The organism is Microbacterium sp. cx-55, assembly GCF_021117345.1.
In the GTDB taxonomy this organism is placed as follows: domain Bacteria; phylum Actinomycetota; class Actinomycetes; order Actinomycetales; family Microbacteriaceae; genus Microbacterium.
Window position 1 is genome coordinate 688,985 of sequence record NZ_CP088261.1, and the last position, 17,757, is coordinate 706,741.

Here is a 17,757-nt window from a genome sequence, read left to right on the forward strand (position 1 = left end):
GGTGGTGATGATCGTCGGGCGTGCGAGACGGCGCGCGCCGGAGAGCGACGGGCGCGGCGCCGCTGTGCCAAGGTGGGACCGTGAACCGACGGCGCATCGTTCTGATCGTGGCGCTGGCGGTGTACGGCCTCGCGGCGCTCGTTCTGCTGATCTCGCCGATCGGCCCCGGCGAGATCGTGGCGGCGGTCACCGGGTGGGTGCAGAACGATCTCGGGTGGAGCACGGTTCGGCAGGGCTGGATCGAGTTCGGCGCCAACATCGCGCTGTTCGTGCCGCTCGGCTTCCTGCTGACCGGGCTGTTCCGCCGCCCCTGGTGGGGATTCGCGCTTGCCCTGGTGCTCTCGATCGGGGTCGAGCTCGTGCAGATCCTGCTCCCGGCGCGGTTGCCCAGTCCCCGCGACGTGCTCGCCAATGCGCTCGGCGCCGCGGTCGGGGCGGCGATCGCGTGGGTCGTCCTCATCCGTCCGTCCCGTCGTGCACGACGGCCGGCGACCAGGCGTGGGCGATGAACACGCGTGCGCTGCCGGAGCCGTCGGCGGCGAGAGCCCAGATGTCGGAATCACCGGGCACGTCGTCCCGCGGAAGGCCGTACAGGATCGTGTCGTCGTCGAGCCACTCGATCTGATCGTCGATGCCGCGCGTCTCGGGCAGCAGCTGAATGTCGCCCGTGCCGATGTCGTAGACGGCCGGCGTCCAGTGCGCGTCGGGGCCGGAGCCCGCGGTGAGTCGCTTGAACGCGATCCGCGTGCCGTCGGGTGAGAGCGACGGGCATTCCACGTTCTCGGCGAGGGCGGTGAAGGTGCGCGTGGCGATGTCGCCGCGCACGAGATACGTCGTGCCCGCGGAGGCGATTCCGACCGTCGCGTAGAAAGAGGTGTCGTCGATGAAGGTGACGCCCCAGTAGTTGCGGTCGACCGGCGCACTCGGTGTGCCGTCGATGAGCAGCGTCCACTGTTCGAGATCGCCGAGATCCTCGCCGTCCCGGCGGTGGATCGACGTGTCGGTGGAGAAACCGACGGTGGCGTACGAGTGACCCGTCACGAAGGCGGTCGTGGCGACCAACTCGCCGCTCGGCGAGATCCGCGTGCGAGAGGGGATGCCGGCGAGCGGCCACTGTGCGAGAGGCGTGCCATCGAGGCGGGTGATCTCGGCCGTGTAGCTCGGGGTGATGCCGCGCACCGTGCGCACGCACGAGATGATGCCGGCATCCGCGTCGACACGGTCGCACACCGCGTCGCTCACGGCGCGTTCGCCCTCGGGGGCGGCGGCGCTCACGCTCGCGACGTGCCCGTAGCCGCGGCCGGATGCGGTGCTGCGGAACACGATGCGACCCTCGTCGATCGCGGCGGGCCCGCCCGTCGCCACCTCGCTCGTCGCATTCGCGCGCTCGTCGTACTGCGCCCAGGCGACCGCGCCGGCCGCCGCGGTGCCGCCGAGGGCGACGAGGGCGACGCCGGCGATGATCGCCCAGGCGCGACGCGGGTTCACGCGGGCACCTGCCGGGCGGACGACAGGAACGGCCGCAGCAACAGCAGCACGAGGGGAATCGCGACGGCGAGGGCCGCGGCGACGATCAACAACGACACCTCGGGCCCGACGGTGAACCAGAGCACGCCGAAGCCTGCGGCGGAGAGGAAGCGCGAGACGGCGACGACCGTCTGCGCGGCGGCGATCCCGGTGCCGCGGTTGTCGGGCGTCGTGAGTTGCGCGGCGAGGGCAGCGAGGACGCCGTCGGTTGCGGCGTAGAACGCGCCGAGGAAGAAGAGGCACAGCACGGTTGCGACCGCGTCGTCCCACGCGAGCACCGCGACCACGTAGGCGGCGAGCAGGCCGAGGTGACCGAAGACGAACACGCGCGCGCGGCCGATGCGATCGGCCAGACGCCCGAACGGGATGGCGAACGCCAGGAAGGCGACGTTCGTGCCCACGTAGAGCAGCGGGAACCACTGCGCCGCGAAGTCGCTGCGGGACTGCAGAACGAGGTAGACGAATCCGTCGCCGATGGTGAGGATCCCGAGAAGTCCGGATACGGCGAGCACCCGCCGCATCGGTCCGCGCCAGACGTCGGTCATCCGCGCCCGCGCGGGCCGATCCCGCGCGAGCCGATTCCGTACAGGCGCCGCCGTGGCCGAGAGCGCCGCCCCGGATGCCTCCCGGTCGGGTGAGAGCGCCGCATCCGTCTTCCCACGGCTCCGGAGGTTCGGCACGATCAGCCCGAGGATGAGCACGCCGATCACGGCGAACGCGAGCGATGCGGTGAAGACGACCGCGTAGCCGTCCGGAACGACGAGCAGGATCACGAACGCGATCAGGGGCCCGAGAGCCGCCCCGATGTTGTCGAGCATCCGGTGCACGCCGAACGCGCGCCCGAGGTCGGCAGGCGGCGAGGCGATCGTGATCATCACGTCGCGGGGTGCGGTGCGGATGCCCTTCCCGATGCGGTCCGCGACGATCACGGCCGACAGCGCGGCGAAGCCGCTCGCGAAGAGCAGTCCGATCCGCGCGACCATGGCGGCGGCGTATCCCGCGAACGCCACCCACTTCGGGCGGTCGATGCGGTCGGACGTGTAGCCGCTGGCGATGCGCACGACGGCGCTCACACCCTGATGGAGCCCGTCGATGAGTCCGAACGCGATGACCGACAGGCCCAGCATCCCGGTGACGTAGAGCGGAAGAACGGCCGAGACGGACTCGGAGGAGATGTCGGTCAGCATCGAGACGACGCCGAGCGTGATGACGGTCGATGAGACCGTGCGGACGCCGCGCGCACGCGGGGCGGAGCCGGTCGATGCCGGGGCGTTTCGGAGCGAGATGTACATGTCACTCCGTCCGCAGGGTTGCGAACAGGGAGTACACCGTGCCCGTGCCGGTTTCGATGACGTCGAGGGTGACGGATGCGGTGTCGCTCGCGAAGAGCTGGTTCTCCACCGATGCATCCCGGGCGAGGAGTCCGAACGAGGCCCAGAGCTCGCGGAAGTGCGTGCGGATCTCGTCCGCCCCCCGGTCAGAGCGCGCGGTGAGGGTGACCTGCAGGGTGGTTCCCTCGGGTGACACCGAGCTGTCGATCACGTCGTCGCCGGTGGCCGGACCGACCACGCTCGCCGGAAATCCCGTCACCAGGTGGCCGCTGGCGGATGCAGCGGCGGGAAGCGGCGCCGAGACGATCGGCGGGTCCGCCTCGCGGGGCGGGATGCGGTTCGGATCCTCCCCGCTCGTCGGGGGCAGCACTTCACTCCCGTCGACGGGTGTTGCTCCCGGCGCGGGCCCGCGGCGCTCCCTCGCGTCCGCGGTCTCACCGTCAGGTGCATTCTGACCCGCGACCGTCGGTGCGTTCTCCGATGCCGGGCCGCCGCCGAAGCCGCCGCCGATGCCCAGCGCAACGGCCGCGCCGATGAGTACGCCGACAGCGGTCAGCGCCACCACGATCACCGCCCTGGTCGGGCGGTGACGTGGTGGTGCCGGCGAGGTCGATACCTCGGTGTCCATTTCTCCCCCTTCGAACCGCGTTACGGACGCGGCGGCCGTCTGTCATCCGGTGGGGCCCCATCGACCCACAGGGCGGACACGGCCGGACGGGGGGAGCGCCCGACCGTGCCCGCGTGCAGGTGGCGGGTCATGCTCGACCGGGTCTCGACGACCGTCGGACGGCCAGATAGGCCGGGGGTCCCTCGATGAGGTACCTCCGAGCCAGCCGTCGAGGCTCGAGCACGAGCCGCCACATCCATTCGAATCCCGCCGCGCTCACCCAATGGGGTGCGCGCGAGACCCGACCGGCCAAGAAGTCGACCACGGCTCCGAAGGCGAGCAGAACACCCGCGCCCGTCGCCTCCGCGTAGTCGTTGATCCACTTCTCTTGCCGGGGTTTTCCCAGGCACACGATGATGATGTCCACTCCCGCCGCACGGATCTCGGCCGCCAGAGCGAGCGAGGATTCGCGCGAGGACAAAGCATCGCGTGTCGGAGTCCAATGTCCGACGAAGGTCATCGTCGGCCAGTCTGTGGTGAAGCGCCGGGTGAGGGCGCCCCGAATCTCATCGCTGCCGCCGAGGACGGCGACGCGGGAACCGCTGGCCTGCGCGTCGGTCAGGATGCCGGTGATCAGGTCGCTACCGGCCAGACGCGGCCAGGGCGTTCCCGTCATCCGGAGTGCCTGTCGGGCGATCGGTGCGCCGTCGATCAGGTTCATCCATCGCGTCGCCGAGGCGACGGGCGCGTCGCCGTGGAGCGATGGCAGGTGGTGAATGTGATCGAGGTTCACCGAGGCCACCGCGAGCGGCGACGAGGTGCGTGATCGTGCGGCATCGGCGATCGCCTCGCGGGCGCCGGCCGCATCCGTCAGATGCACGAGGGTGTCGGCGATCGTGATGGCCGGAAAGCCGACGGGGGTGGGTCGCGGTGCCACCGGCACGCGGACGGGAATGGAGCGACGACCCGTCAAGACGGGCGTCGTCGCGACACGCATAGCCATCAGTAGGCTCCCTTCGCGCGCAGGACGACTCCGGCCGTGCGCAGCATGATTCCGATATCGCTCGGTACCGACCAGTTCTCGACGTAGTGCAGATCGAGCCGCACGCTCTCCTGCCACGACAGGTCGCTTCGCCCGCCGATCTGCCAGGGACCGGTGATCCCGGGCCGCAGGTACAGGCGCCGGAAGACCGGGTCGTCGTACTGACGCACCTCGCTCGGCAACGGAGGGCGCGGTCCGACCACGCTCATGTCGCCGCGGAGCACGTTCCAGAACTGCGGCAGTTCGTCGATGGAGTACTTGCGCAAGATCGCGCCCACCCGGGTCACGCGCGGGTCGCGGCGCACTTTGAACAGCGCGCCCGCCGCCTCGTTCGCGGCGGAAAGCCCGGCCAGCTCCGACTCGGCGTCGGGCCGCATGGTGCGGAACTTGACGATGTCGAACTCGTGGCCGTCGCGGCCGACCCGGCGCTGACGGAAGAACACGGGCCCGGGCGAATCCAGTCGGATCGCGGCGGCGATCAGGGGGGTGATGAGGGCGATGGGCACGATCGCGCACGCCGCCGCCAGCACATCCATCACGCGCTTCACCCGATGGGGCGCTCCCGTGTACGTCGGGATGCGGAGATTCATTAGGGCGAGTCCCGGCGCGGTGCGCAGCGACATGCGGCCCGCGGCGACGTCGGTGAGGAGCGTTGCCACCGTGAGGCTCGTGGCGGTGCCCTCGAGCTGCCAGCTCAGACGGCGGATGAAATCGGCGTCATCGGTGGCGCCGGCGACCATGACGATCTCGGCGTCGATCTCGCGAGCCAACTGCGCCGCGGCGACGGCCGGACCGAGGATCGGCACGCCCCCCGGTGACGCCGCCGAAAGGTCGGGGACGACGGTCGACTCGATCGCGTGAGCTCCTACCAACGCCGTCCCCACGACGTGGTAACCGAGTCGACCGTCGCGTTGCAGCGTCCGGGCCAGGATGTCGAGATCGGCCCGAGAGCCGACCAGGAGCGTCCTCGGCGAGGACAACCGGCGGCGGCGGGGGGCCCACCGACGCCAGAACGTGCGGTTCAGGAGAACTGCTGCGAGCGCGACCGGCACACCGAGCAGCACCTGCACGCGCAACTCGGTCGACGGTGCGACCGTGTTCACGCTCGCCCCGGCCGCGAACACGAACACCGCGGCGGCGATGAGCCGGCGGTACTCGGATGCGGCCAGGATCTCGGTGGACCTGCTGCGCGTCGTCGCGAGCGCGATCAGCCAGACGGTGATCCCTCCGGCCGCGATGCCGCAGAGCAGCGCCACGTCGACGGCCGTCGGCCCGGCGGCGGCAATGCCAACGGTCGCGGCGCTGACGATGGCGGCGCCGACCGTGAGGGCCGCGGCATCCGTCGCCGTCACCAGGGCGCGATGTCGCTGCCGATCACGCAGACGCCTGAGCAGCGTCGTCGTCGGCCGCGGCGTTGCGACGGACTGAAGCGTCAGCGCGCTCGCCGTCAGCATGCCGACACCCGGTCGCCGAAACGACCTTGTTCGTTGCCATTGCGGCGCGTCGATTGCGCACGCATGCCACGTTCCATCCCCATGAACGTCATTCCCCAGATTTCAGGCCCGGACCGAAATCCGTGCCTCCCCAGTGCGGACAGAGCCCGCGTTCCCCAGTGCAGGGTTCCGGTTTCCCGGATCCCACGTCGCGGCGAGCCCGATTCCCATATCGGGTCGCCCCTCGGAACACCGACCCCTCGGTGATCCGACTCCGCGTTCAGCGGCTGACGTGGGCCGAGCATGACACACGCCGGCTGCAATCACAAGTGCGCGAATCGGACGGCGTCGGTTCGGCCCCGAAAATGACGTCGGGCCCCTTGCGCCTCGCTCTAGTGAGCAGAGTGCACAAGGGGCCCTGACAAACGTGAGCAGATCCCCCAGATCTAGGCCACGCTGTCCTTGCCGTGAATTGCCGTTGCGCTCCCCAAAGCACTTCGGACTGCGGCATTCGTCACGCTACTCCAGGAACGCCGTGTCCCCCAAGTGGTGGACAAATCTCTTTACTTCGCGGGTGCTGCTGGTGTAGGGAGATCGTGAAAAATCGGGGGATACGTTTCGGTGAGATGTGGGGTAACGTTCACCCCGTTATTCAAATGCGGTGCCGAGTCTGGGGAGAATCGGCACCGACGACAGCCTGGGGGAGGCTGATATGTGGGGGAATGTTCTGCGATCCGCGCTGCTGTGCGGAGTACTCGCATCCGGAGTTCCGAGCGGAGTCGCCGCAGTGGACGGGTTCGATCCGTACACGCCGGTGACGCCGCGAGAGTCGACGCTGGCCGGTTCGGTGTTCACGACGGCGTGTCGCTCGGGTGAGCCGATGATCGTCTACTCGCTCGTCATGACGGAGGGATCCGCGTCGCCACCGGCGGCCCGCACCGTGTCCGACGCCGCGTCGGCGGTGCTCACGGTGACGGGCGATGTGTCGCCGTCGAGCCTGCCGCTCGGCACGATGCGCGACGGCCGGCTCGACGGCGAGGTCGCCTGGCCGTGGCCGGAGACCGACGTGACGGCTGCCGCCGTGCGTGCGGAGGTGAGGGTCGGAGAAACCGCGCTCGCCGTGCCGCTCGATCGGCCGCAGGGCCCGGGCTGCGCCCTGCCCGCCGTCGGCGCCGCCACCCTGGCCGGCACCGGCGCCGAGGTTCCGCTCGTGATCGCATCGCTCGGCGGTGCGGTGCTGGTCGGCGGCGTGGTCGTCTTCGCCATCGGGCGGCGTCGGTCGCGCCGTGCTGCGGTGGGGCGATGAGGGCCCATCGCCTTCGTCGCCTGATCACCGCATCCGTCATCGCCGTCGTGCTTCTCGCGGCGGTCGCGGTGTTGTACGTAGGGGTTCGCGCGGTGCAGGCCCGAGAGCATTTGGCCGCAGCGGCGGATGCGGCGGCTCAGGCCTCCGCGCTCCTCGCGGGCGGAGACGTCGACGGGGCCGAGACGGCGATCGCGGCGATGACCGATCACGCCGCGCGCGTCGACGTGGGGGCGGATCCGGTCTGGCGGCTTGCCGAGACGGTGCCCGGGGCGGGCGCGAATCTCGCCGCGGTGCGCATCGTCTCCGACGGTCTCGCCCGTCTCGGTGGCGACACCGCCGTGCCGCTTCTGTCGGTCGCGCGGGAGCTCCGCGGCGTCGATTCGGCGCGCGCGAACGAGGTGCTCGCGGCGTCGGCGGATGACCTCGCGGGTGCGGATGACGCGGTCGGCGCGGTGCGGGACGAACTCGCGGGCCTCGACCGCAGCGCGCTGATCCCGGAGGTGAGCGGCGGCGTCGACACGCTCGACCGGGTGCTGGCGGAGGCGGGTCCGCTCACGAAGGGCGCCGCGGAGGCGGCCGCCCTCCTGCCGCCGCTGCTCGGCATCGACGAGCCGCGCACCGTGCTGGTGGCAGTGCAGAACACGGCGGAGCTCCGGACGGGTGGGGGCATCACGGGAACGTTCATCCAGCTGGATGCGGAGGGCGGACGGGTCGCGGTCACCGGCATCCGGGACTCGTCGTCGTTCGCGCCCGTCGCTGAGCCGCTCCTTCCGCTGCGGGCGGGCGAGCAGCGTTCCTTCGGGGACGGCATCGGACGCTTCGTGCAGGACGCCTCGATGACGGCGGACTTCACGCTCACGGCGCGCCTCGCCTCGACGTGGTGGGAGTCGGCGACCGGGGTCGTCCCCGATGCGGTCGTGTCGGTCGATCCGCTCGTGATGGCCGCCGTTCTGCGGGTAACCGGCCCGGTCGACTCGATCGCCGGCACGTTGACCGCCGACGACATCGTCGACCGGCTGCTGGTCACTCCGTATCTGTCGTCGACGCCGGAGGAGCAGAGCGACCAGTTCGCGGATGCGGCCACCGCGGTGTTCACCGCGCTCGTCGAACGAGCGGACGTGCTCGGGCTGGTGGAGTCGCTCCGCGCACCGCTGGCCGAGGGGCGGGTGTCGCTGTGGAGCGCGCGCCCCGCCGAGCAGGAGATCATCTCGCGGTCGGCTCTGGCCGGGCCTCTCGCCCGGCAGGAGCAGGCCGGCGATGACGCGTTCGCGGTCTACTTCAACGACGCCACCGGCGGCAAGCTGACCCCGTATCTGAGCGTGGGCCTCGGCGTCGCGACGACGACGTGTCGCCCCGACGGCCGGGAAGACGTGAGCATCACGGTCGATCTTGGGAGTGCTCTGCCGACGGATGCGGCCACCGCATTCCCCGTCAGCGTGACGGGCGGAGGGCTCTTCGGCGCCGCTGTCGGCGATATCGCGCCCACGGTCACGGTCGTGACGCCGCCGGGCTGGTTGCCCGGAGGGGTGTCGCTCGACGGGGACCTGGTGGCGAGCGTCGCCGTCGAGGATGGCGAGCGGCTGGCCGTCACCCGCCGCACCGACCTCGCGCCGGGGCGTTCGCGCACGCTCGTCTTCCGGTTCATCGCACCGGATGGCGGCGATGTCGAGCCGGTCCTGATCCACACGCCGCTTCTGACCGAACCGGGCGCCGCTCGGGTGGCGGCCGCGGAACCCTGTGCGTCGAGCTGAGCGAGGGCGGAGGAGTCGGATGGTGCGTTACGGCGCTGCGGCTTTCCTGCGGGGCACGGATAGGAATACCATAGGGGTGCCGCCATTCTGAGCACCCGCACCGCCCCCAGCGGTGACGCGGGCGATTCGTCCCCAACGCTTGTCCGCAGGGCGCCGGGCGGTTTCGCGGACCCTCTCGAGCTATCCAGTCCCCACTGGGACGCTCGAGAGGGTCCGTTCTCTCTCCGTCGCGCCACGCCCACGTTCCGACCGGGCCGGCTGCCAGGCCCACTCGCCTACGATTGACCCCATGTGTGGAATCGTCGGATATGTCGGTCCTCGGCCCAGCCAGGACATCCTCATCGCCGGGCTCGCCCGGCTCGAGTATCGGGGGTACGACTCTGCGGGGATCGCCGTCATCGACGGCGAGGGTGCGCTCGGAATGCGCAAGCGCGCCGGCAAGCTGAAGGTCCTCCGCGACGACCTCGCGCAGACGCCGCTCGGCGACGGCACGACCGGCATCGGCCACACCCGGTGGGCGACCCACGGCGGCCCGACCGATGCGAACGCGCACCCTCATCTCGCCGACGACGACAAGCTCGCCGTCATCCACAACGGGATCATCGAGAACTTCGCCGACCTGAAGGAAGAGCTCGTGAGCGAAGGCTACGAGTTCCGCAGCGAGACCGACACCGAGGTCGCCGCGATCATGATCGGCCGCGAGTACGCCGTGTCGAAGGACCTCGTGCAGGCCTTCCGGGCGACGGTCTCCCGCTTCGAGGGCGCGTACACGCTGCTCGCGATGCATCAGGATCAGCCGGGACTCGTCGTCGCGGCGCGCCGCAATTCGCCGCTTGTGATCGGTCTGGGCGAGGGGGAGAACTTCCTCGGATCCGATGTCGCCGCCTTCGTCGAGCACACGCGCAACGCGCTCGCGATCGGCCAGGACGAGATCGTCGCGATCACGCCGTCCGGCGTGGAGGTCACCGATTTCCGCGGTGATGTGGTCGAGGTCGAGCCGTTCGAGGTGACCTGGGACGCCGCCGCCGCCGAGAAGGGCGGATGGTCCTCGTTCATGGCGAAGGAGGTGTCCGAAGAGCCCGAGGCCGTCGCGAACACCGTGCGCGGCCGCATCCGGGACGGCATCGTCCGGGTCCCCGAGCTCGACGGACTCGACGACCTCTTCCGCGACATCACCCGCATCATCGTCATCGCCTGCGGAACCGCCGCGTACGCCGGCCAGACCGGCAAGTACGCGCTCGAGCAGTGGGCGCGCGTTCCCGTCGACGTCGAGCTCGCCCACGAGTTCCGCTACCGCGACCCGGTGATCGGCCCCGACACGCTCGTGGTCTCGATCAGCCAGTCCGGCGAGACGATGGACACGCTCATGGCCGTCAAGTACGCCCGCGAGCGCGGCGCGCGGACGCTCTCGATCTGCAACACGCAGGGCGCCACCATCCCGCGCGAGTCCGACGCGATCGTCTACACGCACGCCGGCCCCGAGGTCGCGGTCGCATCGACGAAGGCGTTCGTCGCGCAGATCACGGCGCTCTACCTTCTGGCGCTGCATGTCGCGCACGTGCGCGGTTCGCTCACCGACGCCGAGATCGCCCGTCACGTGCACGAGCTCGAGGCCGTGCCGAAGAAGATCTCGCGCATCCTCGACGAGGAGCAGGAGCGCATCACGCAGCTCGCCGGCTGGATGGCCGACACCCGTTCGGTGCTGTTCCTCGGCCGGAACGTGGGCTACCCGATCGCGCTCGAGGGGGCGCTGAAGCTCAAGGAGATCTCGTACATCCACGCCGAGGGCTTCGCCGCCGGCGAGCTGAAGCATGGACCGATCGCGCTCATCGAGCCCGGCCAGCCGGTCTTCGTGATCGTCCCGTCGCCGCGGGAGTCGTCGCTGCTGCACGACAAGGTCGTCTCCAACGTGCAGGAGATCCGGGCGCGCGGCGCGCGCGTGATCGTGATCGCGGAAGAGGGCGACGCGTCGGTGCTCCCGTTCTCCGACGAGGTCATCCGCATCCCGCTCGCCGGTGCGCTCTTCGAGCCGCTGCTCGCGGTCGTGCCGCTGCACATCTTCGCGATGGGCCTGGCAACCGCCAAGGGCCTCGACGTCGACCAGCCCCGCAACCTCGCGAAGTCCGTCACCGTCGAGTAATCCGCGAGCTCTTCACCCGCGAGACTGCACTTTCGCGGCGAGACGTTGGTCGCAGGCCGCAGTCTCGCGGCGCCACTGCAGTCTCGCGGGATGGAGGCGCCCCGCGGGGCGCGGATAGAGTGGCGGATGCGGTGGGCCGCCGCATCCGGGAGGACACATGATCGTCGGCATCGGCGTCGACATCGTCGACATTCCGCGGTTCGAGCAGACCCTGCTGCGCACACCGCGGCTGCGCGAACGCCTGTTCTCGGTCGCCGAGCAGGCCCTCAAACCGCGCTCGCTCGCGGCCCGTTACGCCGCGAAGGAAGCGCTGATCAAGGCGCTCGGCGGGTCGGACGGCGTGCACTGGACCGAGATCCAGATCACCCCGGAACCGTCCGGCCGGCCGTGGTTCACCCTCACCGGGTCGACCGCGGAGGTCGTGGCGGCGCGCGGGATCGTGACCCTGCACCTCTCGATGAGCCACGACGCCGGACTCGCCACGGCGTACGTCGTCGCCGAGGGTGCTGAGTCGCTCCGCGCCGCGTCCGTGGTTCCGGATGCGGGCGACGCTGCGGCGGGCGACGCTGCGGGATCTCCGGATGCGGGCGACACCGCGACGGGTCACGCGGTACCGGGCGAGGGAAAGGACGCGGCATGAGCACGCTGCCCGCGGGGGTCATGCGCGAAGCCACGATTGACGTCGGCGCGATAGAAGACAACGTCCGGCAGCTGCGCCGCATGGTCGGCGTCGATGTGCTCGCCGTCGTGAAAGCCGACGGCTACGGGCACGGCGCCGGACGCAGCGCCGCGGCGGCTCTGGCCGGCGGGGCGAGTCGCCTGGGCGTGGCCGATGTGCCCGAGGCGCTCGCGCTCCGCCGCACGGGCATCGACGCCCCGATCCTCGCGTGGTTGCACGCGCCCGGGGCGACCTTCGGTGAAGCAGTCGAGCGCGGCATCGACCTGGGCATCTCGAGCCTCGATCAGCTGAACGCGGCCGCGGCGGCCTCGACCGCCGACCGGCCCGCGGTCGTGCACCTGAAGCTCGAGACCGGCCTCGGCCGCAACGGCCTCGCGGCCGGCGAGGACCGGGTCGTCTTCGCGGAGGCCGCGCGGCTGGAGCGGCTCGGCCGCATCCGCGTCGATGGCATCTTCAGCCACCTCTCCAACGCGTCGGCGGATGCGGACCGCACCGCCCTCGCGCGATTCCACGACGGTGTGGCGGCCGCGAGTGCCGCCGGACTCGCGCCGCGCGTTCACCATCTCGCCGCGACCCACGCGGCGATCGACCTGCCCGAAGCGCGGCTGAACTGCGTCCGCATCGGCATCGGTCTGTACGGGCTGTCGCCGTTCGCGGACCGGAGTTCCGCGGACCTCGGCCTGCGTCCGGCGATGACCCTGCGTGCGTCCGTCGCCGCGGTGCGCCGCGTGGGCGCCGGGCAGGGGGTCTCGTACGGCTACGACTACGTCACCGAGCGCGAAACGACGCTCGCCCTCATCCCGGTCGGGTACGCCGACGGGGTGCCGCGGCAGGCGTCGGGCGCGGGACCGGTCGTCATCGGCGGACAGCGCTTCCGTGTCGCGGGTCGCATCGCGATGGACCAGTTCGTGGTCGACGTCGGCGACGCCGTCGTGTCGGTCGGCGACGAGGCGATCCTGTTCGGCGATCCGACGCTCGGCGCCCCCGCCGCGTCGGCATGGGCGGATGCGGCGGGCACGATCAACTACGAGATCGTCACCCGGATCGGCGCCCGCGTCACCCGCCGTCAGGTCGCGTCGTGAGCCGCCGCGTCCCCGGCGGCACCCCCGCATCCGACCGCGAGACGGGATCTTCGCGCCGAGACAGTGGGGTAACCCCTCCGTTTCGGCGCGAAGATCCCGTTTCGGCGGAGGTGGATGCGGATGCGGGGCCGGATGCGGATGCGGACGCGGGGCATGAAGCGGGCGCGCTCAGCGTTGGAGATCACATGGCACAGGACACGCAGACGACCGGACTCGACGACCTCCTCGGGCAGCGTGAGATCGATTCGCCCGACGCGATGGAACAGCTCGGGCGCGACATGGGCTCCCGGCTGCGCGCGGGCGACGTGCTGGTGCTGACCGGCCCGCTCGGTGCCGGAAAGACCACCCTCACGCGCGGGATCGCCGAGTCGCTCGGTGTCCGCGGCCCGATCCAGAGCCCGACCTTCGTGATCGCGCGCACTCATCCCTCGCTGGTCGGTGGCGTGCCCCTCGTGCACGTCGACGCGTACCGTCTGGGCTCCGCAGCGGAGCTGGACGACCTCGACATCGACTTCGCCGGTTCGGTCGTCGTCGTCGAGTGGGGCGCGCCGTTCGCGGGAGCCGTCACCGATTCGTGGTGGGAGGTCGAACTCGACCGCGAGTGGCACGGCCGCGGCGTCGACACCGCGTGCGGCACGTACTCGCAGGCGACGCTCGCGCTCGACGCCGACACCCCGCGCCTCGTGACGATCAGCCGCCGCCCCTGACGCCGCTCGCCACCCCGGGCGGCGTCGGTCAGGCGGTGACGCGGCGGTAGTCCCGCCAGCGCGGGTCCGTCCCGCCCGCGGCGCCGAGGCCGAGGGCACGGAGCGTGGCCACGGGCTGTTCCACATGGGCGAAATGCCCGGCGGACCGCATCCGGACCTCGCGGAAACGGGGGACGATCGCGGCCAGTCGGGCCTGCTCATCCGCCGCGGCGAAGACGTCGCGTTCGCCGCGCACCGACACCACGGACGCCGTGATGGTGCGCCACCTGGCGGTGTCGTAGGCCGCGGCGAGGCGGGCGGCACCGCCGAACGCGACCGGCCGGATCTCGTCGGCCAGCGCGGAGATCACCGAGGGGTCGATGCGGTCGAGTCGCGCGAAGAGCGGGGCGGCGAGGGGCCGCAGCAGTCCCACCCGATCGAGGCCGCGCAGGAGGTCGGGTGCGCCCGCGCCGAGCCCGGAGAGCGCCCGCATCGCGAGCAGCATCCCCGCGAATCCCGGCACTCGTGCGGCACGGGCGAACGGCCGGCGGACCACCGCCTGCACCCCGGGGCCGCTCGGCGACACGAGTCCGACCCCGACGGTCGCCTCGGGCTCGCGCGCCGCCAGGTCGAGGGCGACGAATCCGCCGAGGGAGTGTCCGACGACGCGCCAGCGCTCGAATCCCTGCGAGCGAACCATCGCCGCGAGCTCGGCCGACACCGCGCCGATGTCGTCGACGGTGCCGGCGCTGTCGCCCCATCCGGGCAGGTCCGGGATGATCACGTCGGTGAGCGGGGTGCCCAGACGATCGGATGCGGCGATCAGCGGCGTCCACGTCGTCCACGACCCGGCGGCGCCGTGCAGCAGCAGCGTCGCGACCTCGCCGCGTTCGCGTCCGGCGTGCACGGTCATCCGGCCCAGCCGGGTTCGTCGCAGCCCCAGGGCGGCGGCGCTCGTGCGGAGCGCGGTGAGGCTCGTGTCTCGGTGCATACCCGCTATTCGTTGCGGCGGGGGCCGCGGATTGGCGCCCGGCGCGCGGATGTCGGCACGCTGACCCACCGGCATCCGTCCCCGCGGTCGAGCCTCGCCGACGGGGGACGCAACCGGCCGGATACCCTGGAGGGGTGATCCTCGGCATCGACACCTCCCTCGGCACGGCGGTGGCACTCGTCGACCCCGACGGTGTCGTGCGGGCCGAGGTCGCGAGCGACAACCCGCTCGGCCACGCGGAGGTGATCGGCGATCTTCTCGTGCAGGCGACGGAAGCGGCCAGAACGACCGCCGCGCACGGCAGCGGGCTGCCCGCATCCGGTGACGACCCGATCACGCACGTCGTCGCCGGCATGGGGCCCGGTCCGTTCACGGGGCTCCGGATCGGGATCGCCGCGGCGCGGACCTTCGCCCTCGCGCGTGCCATTCCGGTGATCCCCGTGCCGAGCCACGACGCGGTCGCGCTCGGGGTGCTGCTGGCCGCGGCGTTCGAGGGAGCAGAAGCGGGCCGGTTCGCCGTCGTCACCGACGCACGGCGCAAGGAGTTCGCCTACACGGTGTATCTCGGGCTCGACGATGACGGCCTGCCGGTACGGGTCGCGGAGCCGGCGCTCGTGCCCCGTGACCTGCTCGATGACCGGCTGCGCGAGCTCGACGCCGCGCGGATCGAGGCGACCTCGGTCTCGGCGGCCCTGCTCGCCATCACCGGCGCGCGCGCGGTCGCGGCTAGGCGCAGCCTCGCCGGCCCCGAACCGCTCTACCTGCGTTCGCCCGACGTCACCGTCGCGCACGCGCCGAAGCGGGTCTCGTGATGCGCGACGTGGCGCCGCATCCGCAGGCCGGCGTGATTCGGGAGGCGACCGCCGACGATCTCGGCGCGATCATGGCGCTCGAGCGGGCCTCGTTTCCGACCGACGCCTGGAGCACCGCGATGATGCGCGCCGAGTTGGCGTCGCCGCACGGCCGCTACCTCGTGCTCGAACGTGACGGCGTGTTCGCCGGGTACGCCGGACTCCGCTCGGTCGCCGGCGCCCCCGACGCCGACATCCAGACCATCGCCGTGTCCGAGAGCGAGCGGGGGCGCGGGAGTGGCCGGATGCTGCTGCGCGCCCTCATCGGCATCGCGCACGAACGCCGCGCGCGGACGGTCTTCCTCGAGGTCCGCGACGACAACCCGGTCGCGCAGCAGCTGTACGCCTCGGAAGGCTTCGTCGAGACCGGCCGCCGCCCGCGGTACTACCAGCCCGACGACGTCGACGCGATCGTGATGACCCTCGACGTGCCCGCGTGGGCGGCCCGCCCGGTCCCGCCCGCCGCCGCGGCTTCGGCCGCACCCGCTCCGGTCGCTCCGCCCGCGACGCCCGCCCCGGCCGCGACGCCGTCACCGGTTTCGGAGATGTCACCGGATTCGGATGCGGCGGCCCGCACGCATCCGAATCCCGTCACATCTCCGAATCTCGTAACACCCGCCGCCACCGGCCCGACACCCGCCACCGCGGACGGAGGAGGCCCGACATGACCGCATCCGAACCCCTGGTTCTCGGCATCGAGACGAGCTGCGATGAAACGGGCATCGGCATCGTCCGCGGCCGTACGCTGCTCTCCAACACCATCGCGAGCTCGATGGACGAGCACGCGCGGTTCGGCGGGGTCGTTCCCGAGGTCGCGGCGCGCGCGCACCTCGAGGCGCTGCAGCCCTCGATCGAGGCGGCGCTCGTCGATGCCGGCGTTGAGCTGGGTGACATCGATGCGGTGGCGGTGACATCGGGCCCGGGTCTCGCTGGTGCCCTGATGGTCGGTGTGGGCGCCGCGAAGGCGCTCGCCGTCGGCCTCGGAAAGCCGCTGTACGCCGTCAACCACCTCGTCGGACACATCGCCGCCGACATCCTCGACGCCGACGCGCCGCCGCTGGAGTACCCCACCGTGGCCCTGCTGGTGAGCGGCGGGCACACGTCTCTTCTGCTCGTTCGCGACCTCACGACCGACGTCGAGCTGCTGGGGGAGACGGTCGACGACGCAGCGGGCGAGGCGTTCGACAAGGTCGCGCGCATCCTCGGCCTGCCCTACCCGGGCGGTCCCGAGATCGACCGTGTCGCCGCTGCCGGCGATCCCGCCGCCATCCGCTTCCCCCGCGGACTCACGCGCGCATCCGACATGGATCGGCATCGCTACGACTTCTCGTTCTCGGGGCTGAAGACGGCCGTCGCGCGGTACGTGGAGCAGACTCCGGAGCCGTCCGTGCCCGACGTTGCCGCATCGTTCCGCGAGTCCGTCGTCGATGTGCTCGTCACCAAGGCGCTCGATGCGTGCGCCCGCTTCGGCGTCCCCCGCCTGCTGCTCGGCGGCGGCGTGATCGCGAACCGGCGGCTCCGCGATGTCGCCCTCGAGCGCGGTTCGGCGGCGGGCGTGGCGGTCCGCATCCCGCCGCTGAGCCTCTGCACCGACAATGGCGCGATGATCGCCGCGCTCGCCTCCGAACTGATCATGTCGGGGCGGCGCCCGTCGACTCTGTCGTTCGGCGCGGATTCGACGCTGCCGGTCACCGAGATCCAGGTCGCCGAGTCCCCGGCGGTGGTCCCGGCATGACCGAGCGGGAGGCGGGACCGGAGACGGATGCGGCGGATGCCTCTGCGCAGCCGATTCTGGCCGCCACCGAGGCGCTCGCTCCCGAGACGGCGCGGCCGCGCCCCCCGGCGCCCACGGTCCTGACCTCCGTCGAGGCGCCGTCGACCGACGTGGAGACGCCTGTCGCCGAGGCCGTTCTGCCGGGCACGCACCGCGGCGGTTTCACGCGCCCGCCGACCGCGCCCCTCGCACTCGCATCGTTCGACGCGAACGAGCCGCGGATCGAGCTCGTGCCAGCGACGGGAACGTCGGTGGCGCCGATCGCCGCCGTTCGACCGGCGAACCTGGCGGCGATCGGCCTCGGCTTCGCCGTCGTCGGACTCATCGCGTCGTTCGTCGTCGGCCTCGCGCTGCCGATCGCGCTCAGTGGGCTCGTGCTCGGCGCGCTGTCTCTGCGACGCCGCGCCGAGTCGCGTCAGATGGCGATCTGGGCGATCGCGCTCGGCGCGCTCGCGGTGATCTACAGCGCCGGATGGCTGGCGTGGGCCGCGTACCGCGCCGGATGGTGGGGCTGACGGCGCGACGGCGCGCTCGATCGTGGGGCTGACGGCGCGACT

Annotated in this window: 16 protein-coding genes and 1 pseudogene; 11 read left to right on the forward strand and 6 right to left on the reverse strand. The window is 71.6% G+C overall.

The features are described from left to right. The first annotated feature begins 80 nt into the window (after nucleotides 1–80). Nucleotides 81–509, forward strand: a complete 429-nt coding sequence (locus LQ938_RS03270; protein WP_223721744.1) for a VanZ family protein — start codon at nucleotides 81–83, stop codon at nucleotides 507–509. Here the strand turns inward: LQ938_RS03270 and LQ938_RS03275 are convergent. The 5 genes from LQ938_RS03275 to LQ938_RS03295 form a co-directional block, all read right to left on the reverse strand. After that, on the reverse strand, nucleotides 457–1,488 hold the full coding sequence (locus tag LQ938_RS03275; protein WP_223721745.1) for a hypothetical protein: 1,032 nt from the start codon (nucleotides 1,486–1,488) through the stop codon (nucleotides 457–459). The two genes, LQ938_RS03270 and LQ938_RS03275, sit on opposite strands and share 53 nt — an antisense overlap. Further along, nucleotides 1,485–2,819, reverse strand: a complete 1,335-nt coding sequence (locus LQ938_RS03280; RefSeq protein WP_223721746.1) for an MFS transporter — start codon at nucleotides 2,817–2,819, stop codon at nucleotides 1,485–1,487. Before LQ938_RS03280 ends, LQ938_RS03275 begins: the two co-directional genes overlap by 4 nt. A gap of 1 nt (nucleotide 2,820) precedes the next feature. Then, nucleotides 2,821–3,486, reverse strand: a complete 666-nt coding sequence (locus LQ938_RS03285) for a hypothetical protein (protein WP_223721747.1) — start codon at nucleotides 3,484–3,486, stop codon at nucleotides 2,821–2,823. 127 nt (nucleotides 3,487–3,613) lie between these two features. Beyond that, nucleotides 3,614–4,468 carry a WecB/TagA/CpsF family glycosyltransferase gene (locus tag LQ938_RS03290; protein ID WP_223721748.1) on the reverse strand — a complete coding sequence of 285 codons (855 nt, stop codon included), beginning with the start codon at nucleotides 4,466–4,468 and terminating at the stop codon, nucleotides 3,614–3,616. Then, a complete protein-coding gene (locus tag LQ938_RS03295; RefSeq protein ID WP_223721749.1) occupies nucleotides 4,468–5,961 on the reverse strand; it encodes a sugar transferase in 1,494 nt (497 codons plus the stop codon). The genes LQ938_RS03290 and LQ938_RS03295 overlap by 1 nt, the downstream gene beginning before the upstream one ends. Nucleotides 5,962–6,652: 691 nt before the next feature. Between LQ938_RS03295 and LQ938_RS03300 the strand changes: the two genes are divergently transcribed. The 6 genes and pseudogenes from LQ938_RS03300 (at nucleotide 6,653) to tsaE (ending at nucleotide 13,605) form a co-directional block, all read left to right on the forward strand. Next, a complete protein-coding gene (locus LQ938_RS03300; protein WP_223721750.1) occupies nucleotides 6,653–7,246 on the forward strand; it encodes a hypothetical protein in 594 nt (197 codons plus the stop codon). Next, a complete protein-coding gene (locus LQ938_RS03305) occupies nucleotides 7,243–8,997 on the forward strand; it encodes a DUF4012 domain-containing protein (protein ID WP_223721751.1) in 1,755 nt (584 codons plus the stop codon). Before LQ938_RS03300 ends, LQ938_RS03305 begins: the two co-directional genes overlap by 4 nt. 289 nt (nucleotides 8,998–9,286) lie before the next feature. Then, nucleotides 9,287–11,137 carry a glutamine--fructose-6-phosphate transaminase (isomerizing) gene (glmS, locus tag LQ938_RS03310; protein ID WP_223721752.1) on the forward strand — a complete coding sequence of 617 codons (1,851 nt, stop codon included), beginning with the start codon at nucleotides 9,287–9,289 and terminating at the stop codon, nucleotides 11,135–11,137. Between the two features lie 157 nt (nucleotides 11,138–11,294). Then, a pseudogene (locus tag LQ938_RS03315) lies at nucleotides 11,295–11,642 on the forward strand (holo-ACP synthase); the annotation flags it as partial. A gap of 131 nt (nucleotides 11,643–11,773) precedes the next feature. Beyond that, nucleotides 11,774–12,898 carry an alanine racemase gene (gene alr, locus LQ938_RS03320; protein WP_223721753.1) on the forward strand — a complete coding sequence of 375 codons (1,125 nt, stop codon included), beginning with the start codon at nucleotides 11,774–11,776 and terminating at the stop codon, nucleotides 12,896–12,898. Nucleotides 12,899–13,083: 185 nt separating this feature from the next. Further along, nucleotides 13,084–13,605: a tRNA (adenosine(37)-N6)-threonylcarbamoyltransferase complex ATPase subunit type 1 TsaE gene (gene tsaE / locus LQ938_RS03325; RefSeq protein WP_223721754.1), complete on the forward strand. Its 522-nt coding sequence runs from the start codon at nucleotides 13,084–13,086 to the stop codon at nucleotides 13,603–13,605. Between the two features lie 28 nt (nucleotides 13,606–13,633). On the opposite strand, the gene LQ938_RS03330 is transcribed toward tsaE, so the two are convergent. Further along, on the reverse strand, nucleotides 13,634–14,575 hold the full coding sequence (locus tag LQ938_RS03330) for an alpha/beta fold hydrolase (protein ID WP_223721755.1): 942 nt from the start codon (nucleotides 14,573–14,575) through the stop codon (nucleotides 13,634–13,636). A 134-nt stretch (nucleotides 14,576–14,709) separates the two neighbouring features. Between LQ938_RS03330 and tsaB the strand changes: the two genes are divergently transcribed. From tsaB to LQ938_RS03350, 4 genes are read left to right on the forward strand one after another with little or no spacing between them, the layout of a single operon-like run. Further along, nucleotides 14,710–15,387, forward strand: coding sequence for a tRNA (adenosine(37)-N6)-threonylcarbamoyltransferase complex dimerization subunit type 1 TsaB (tsaB, locus tag LQ938_RS03335; protein WP_223721756.1), 678 nt, complete (start codon nucleotides 14,710–14,712; stop codon nucleotides 15,385–15,387). Further along, the gene (gene rimI, locus LQ938_RS03340) at nucleotides 15,387–16,094 is read left to right on the forward strand and encodes a ribosomal protein S18-alanine N-acetyltransferase (protein ID WP_223721886.1); all 708 of its coding nucleotides are present in this window, start codon (nucleotides 15,387–15,389) and stop codon (nucleotides 16,092–16,094) included. Before tsaB ends, rimI begins: the two co-directional genes overlap by 1 nt. Then, on the forward strand, nucleotides 16,091–17,161 hold the full coding sequence (tsaD, locus tag LQ938_RS03345; protein WP_223721757.1) for a tRNA (adenosine(37)-N6)-threonylcarbamoyltransferase complex transferase subunit TsaD: 1,071 nt from the start codon (nucleotides 16,091–16,093) through the stop codon (nucleotides 17,159–17,161). The genes rimI and tsaD overlap by 4 nt, the downstream gene beginning before the upstream one ends. Continuing rightward, nucleotides 17,158–17,715: a hypothetical protein gene (locus LQ938_RS03350; protein ID WP_223721758.1), complete on the forward strand. Its 558-nt coding sequence runs from the start codon at nucleotides 17,158–17,160 to the stop codon at nucleotides 17,713–17,715. Before tsaD ends, LQ938_RS03350 begins: the two co-directional genes overlap by 4 nt. Nucleotides 17,716–17,757 lie beyond the last annotated feature (42 nt).

Coding starts and splice junctions, on each gene's coding strand:
- LQ938_RS03280 (WP_223721746.1), bottom strand. CDS start 2,819: ATGTACATCTCGCTCCGAAACGCCCCGGCATCGACCGGCTCCGCCCCG.
- LQ938_RS03285 (WP_223721747.1), bottom strand. CDS start 3,486: ATGGACACCGAGGTATCGACCTCGCCGGCACCACCACGTCACCGCCCG.
- LQ938_RS03290 (WP_223721748.1), bottom strand. CDS start 4,468: ATGGCTATGCGTGTCGCGACGACGCCCGTCTTGACGGGTCGTCGCTCC.
- LQ938_RS03295 (WP_223721749.1), bottom strand. CDS start 5,961: ATGCTGACGGCGAGCGCGCTGACGCTTCAGTCCGTCGCAACGCCGCGG.
- LQ938_RS03300 (WP_223721750.1), top strand. CDS start 6,653: ATGTGGGGGAATGTTCTGCGATCCGCGCTGCTGTGCGGAGTACTCGCA.
- LQ938_RS03305 (WP_223721751.1), top strand. CDS start 7,243: ATGAGGGCCCATCGCCTTCGTCGCCTGATCACCGCATCCGTCATCGCC.
- glmS (WP_223721752.1), top strand. CDS start 9,287: ATGTGTGGAATCGTCGGATATGTCGGTCCTCGGCCCAGCCAGGACATC.
- alr (WP_223721753.1), top strand. CDS start 11,774: ATGAGCACGCTGCCCGCGGGGGTCATGCGCGAAGCCACGATTGACGTC.
- tsaE (WP_223721754.1), top strand. CDS start 13,084: ATGGCACAGGACACGCAGACGACCGGACTCGACGACCTCCTCGGGCAG.
- LQ938_RS03330 (WP_223721755.1), bottom strand. CDS start 14,575: ATGCACCGAGACACGAGCCTCACCGCGCTCCGCACGAGCGCCGCCGCC.
- rimI (WP_223721886.1), top strand. CDS start 15,387: ATGCGCGACGTGGCGCCGCATCCGCAGGCCGGCGTGATTCGGGAGGCG.
- tsaD (WP_223721757.1), top strand. CDS start 16,091: ATGACCGCATCCGAACCCCTGGTTCTCGGCATCGAGACGAGCTGCGAT.
- LQ938_RS03350 (WP_223721758.1), top strand. CDS start 17,158: ATGACCGAGCGGGAGGCGGGACCGGAGACGGATGCGGCGGATGCCTCT.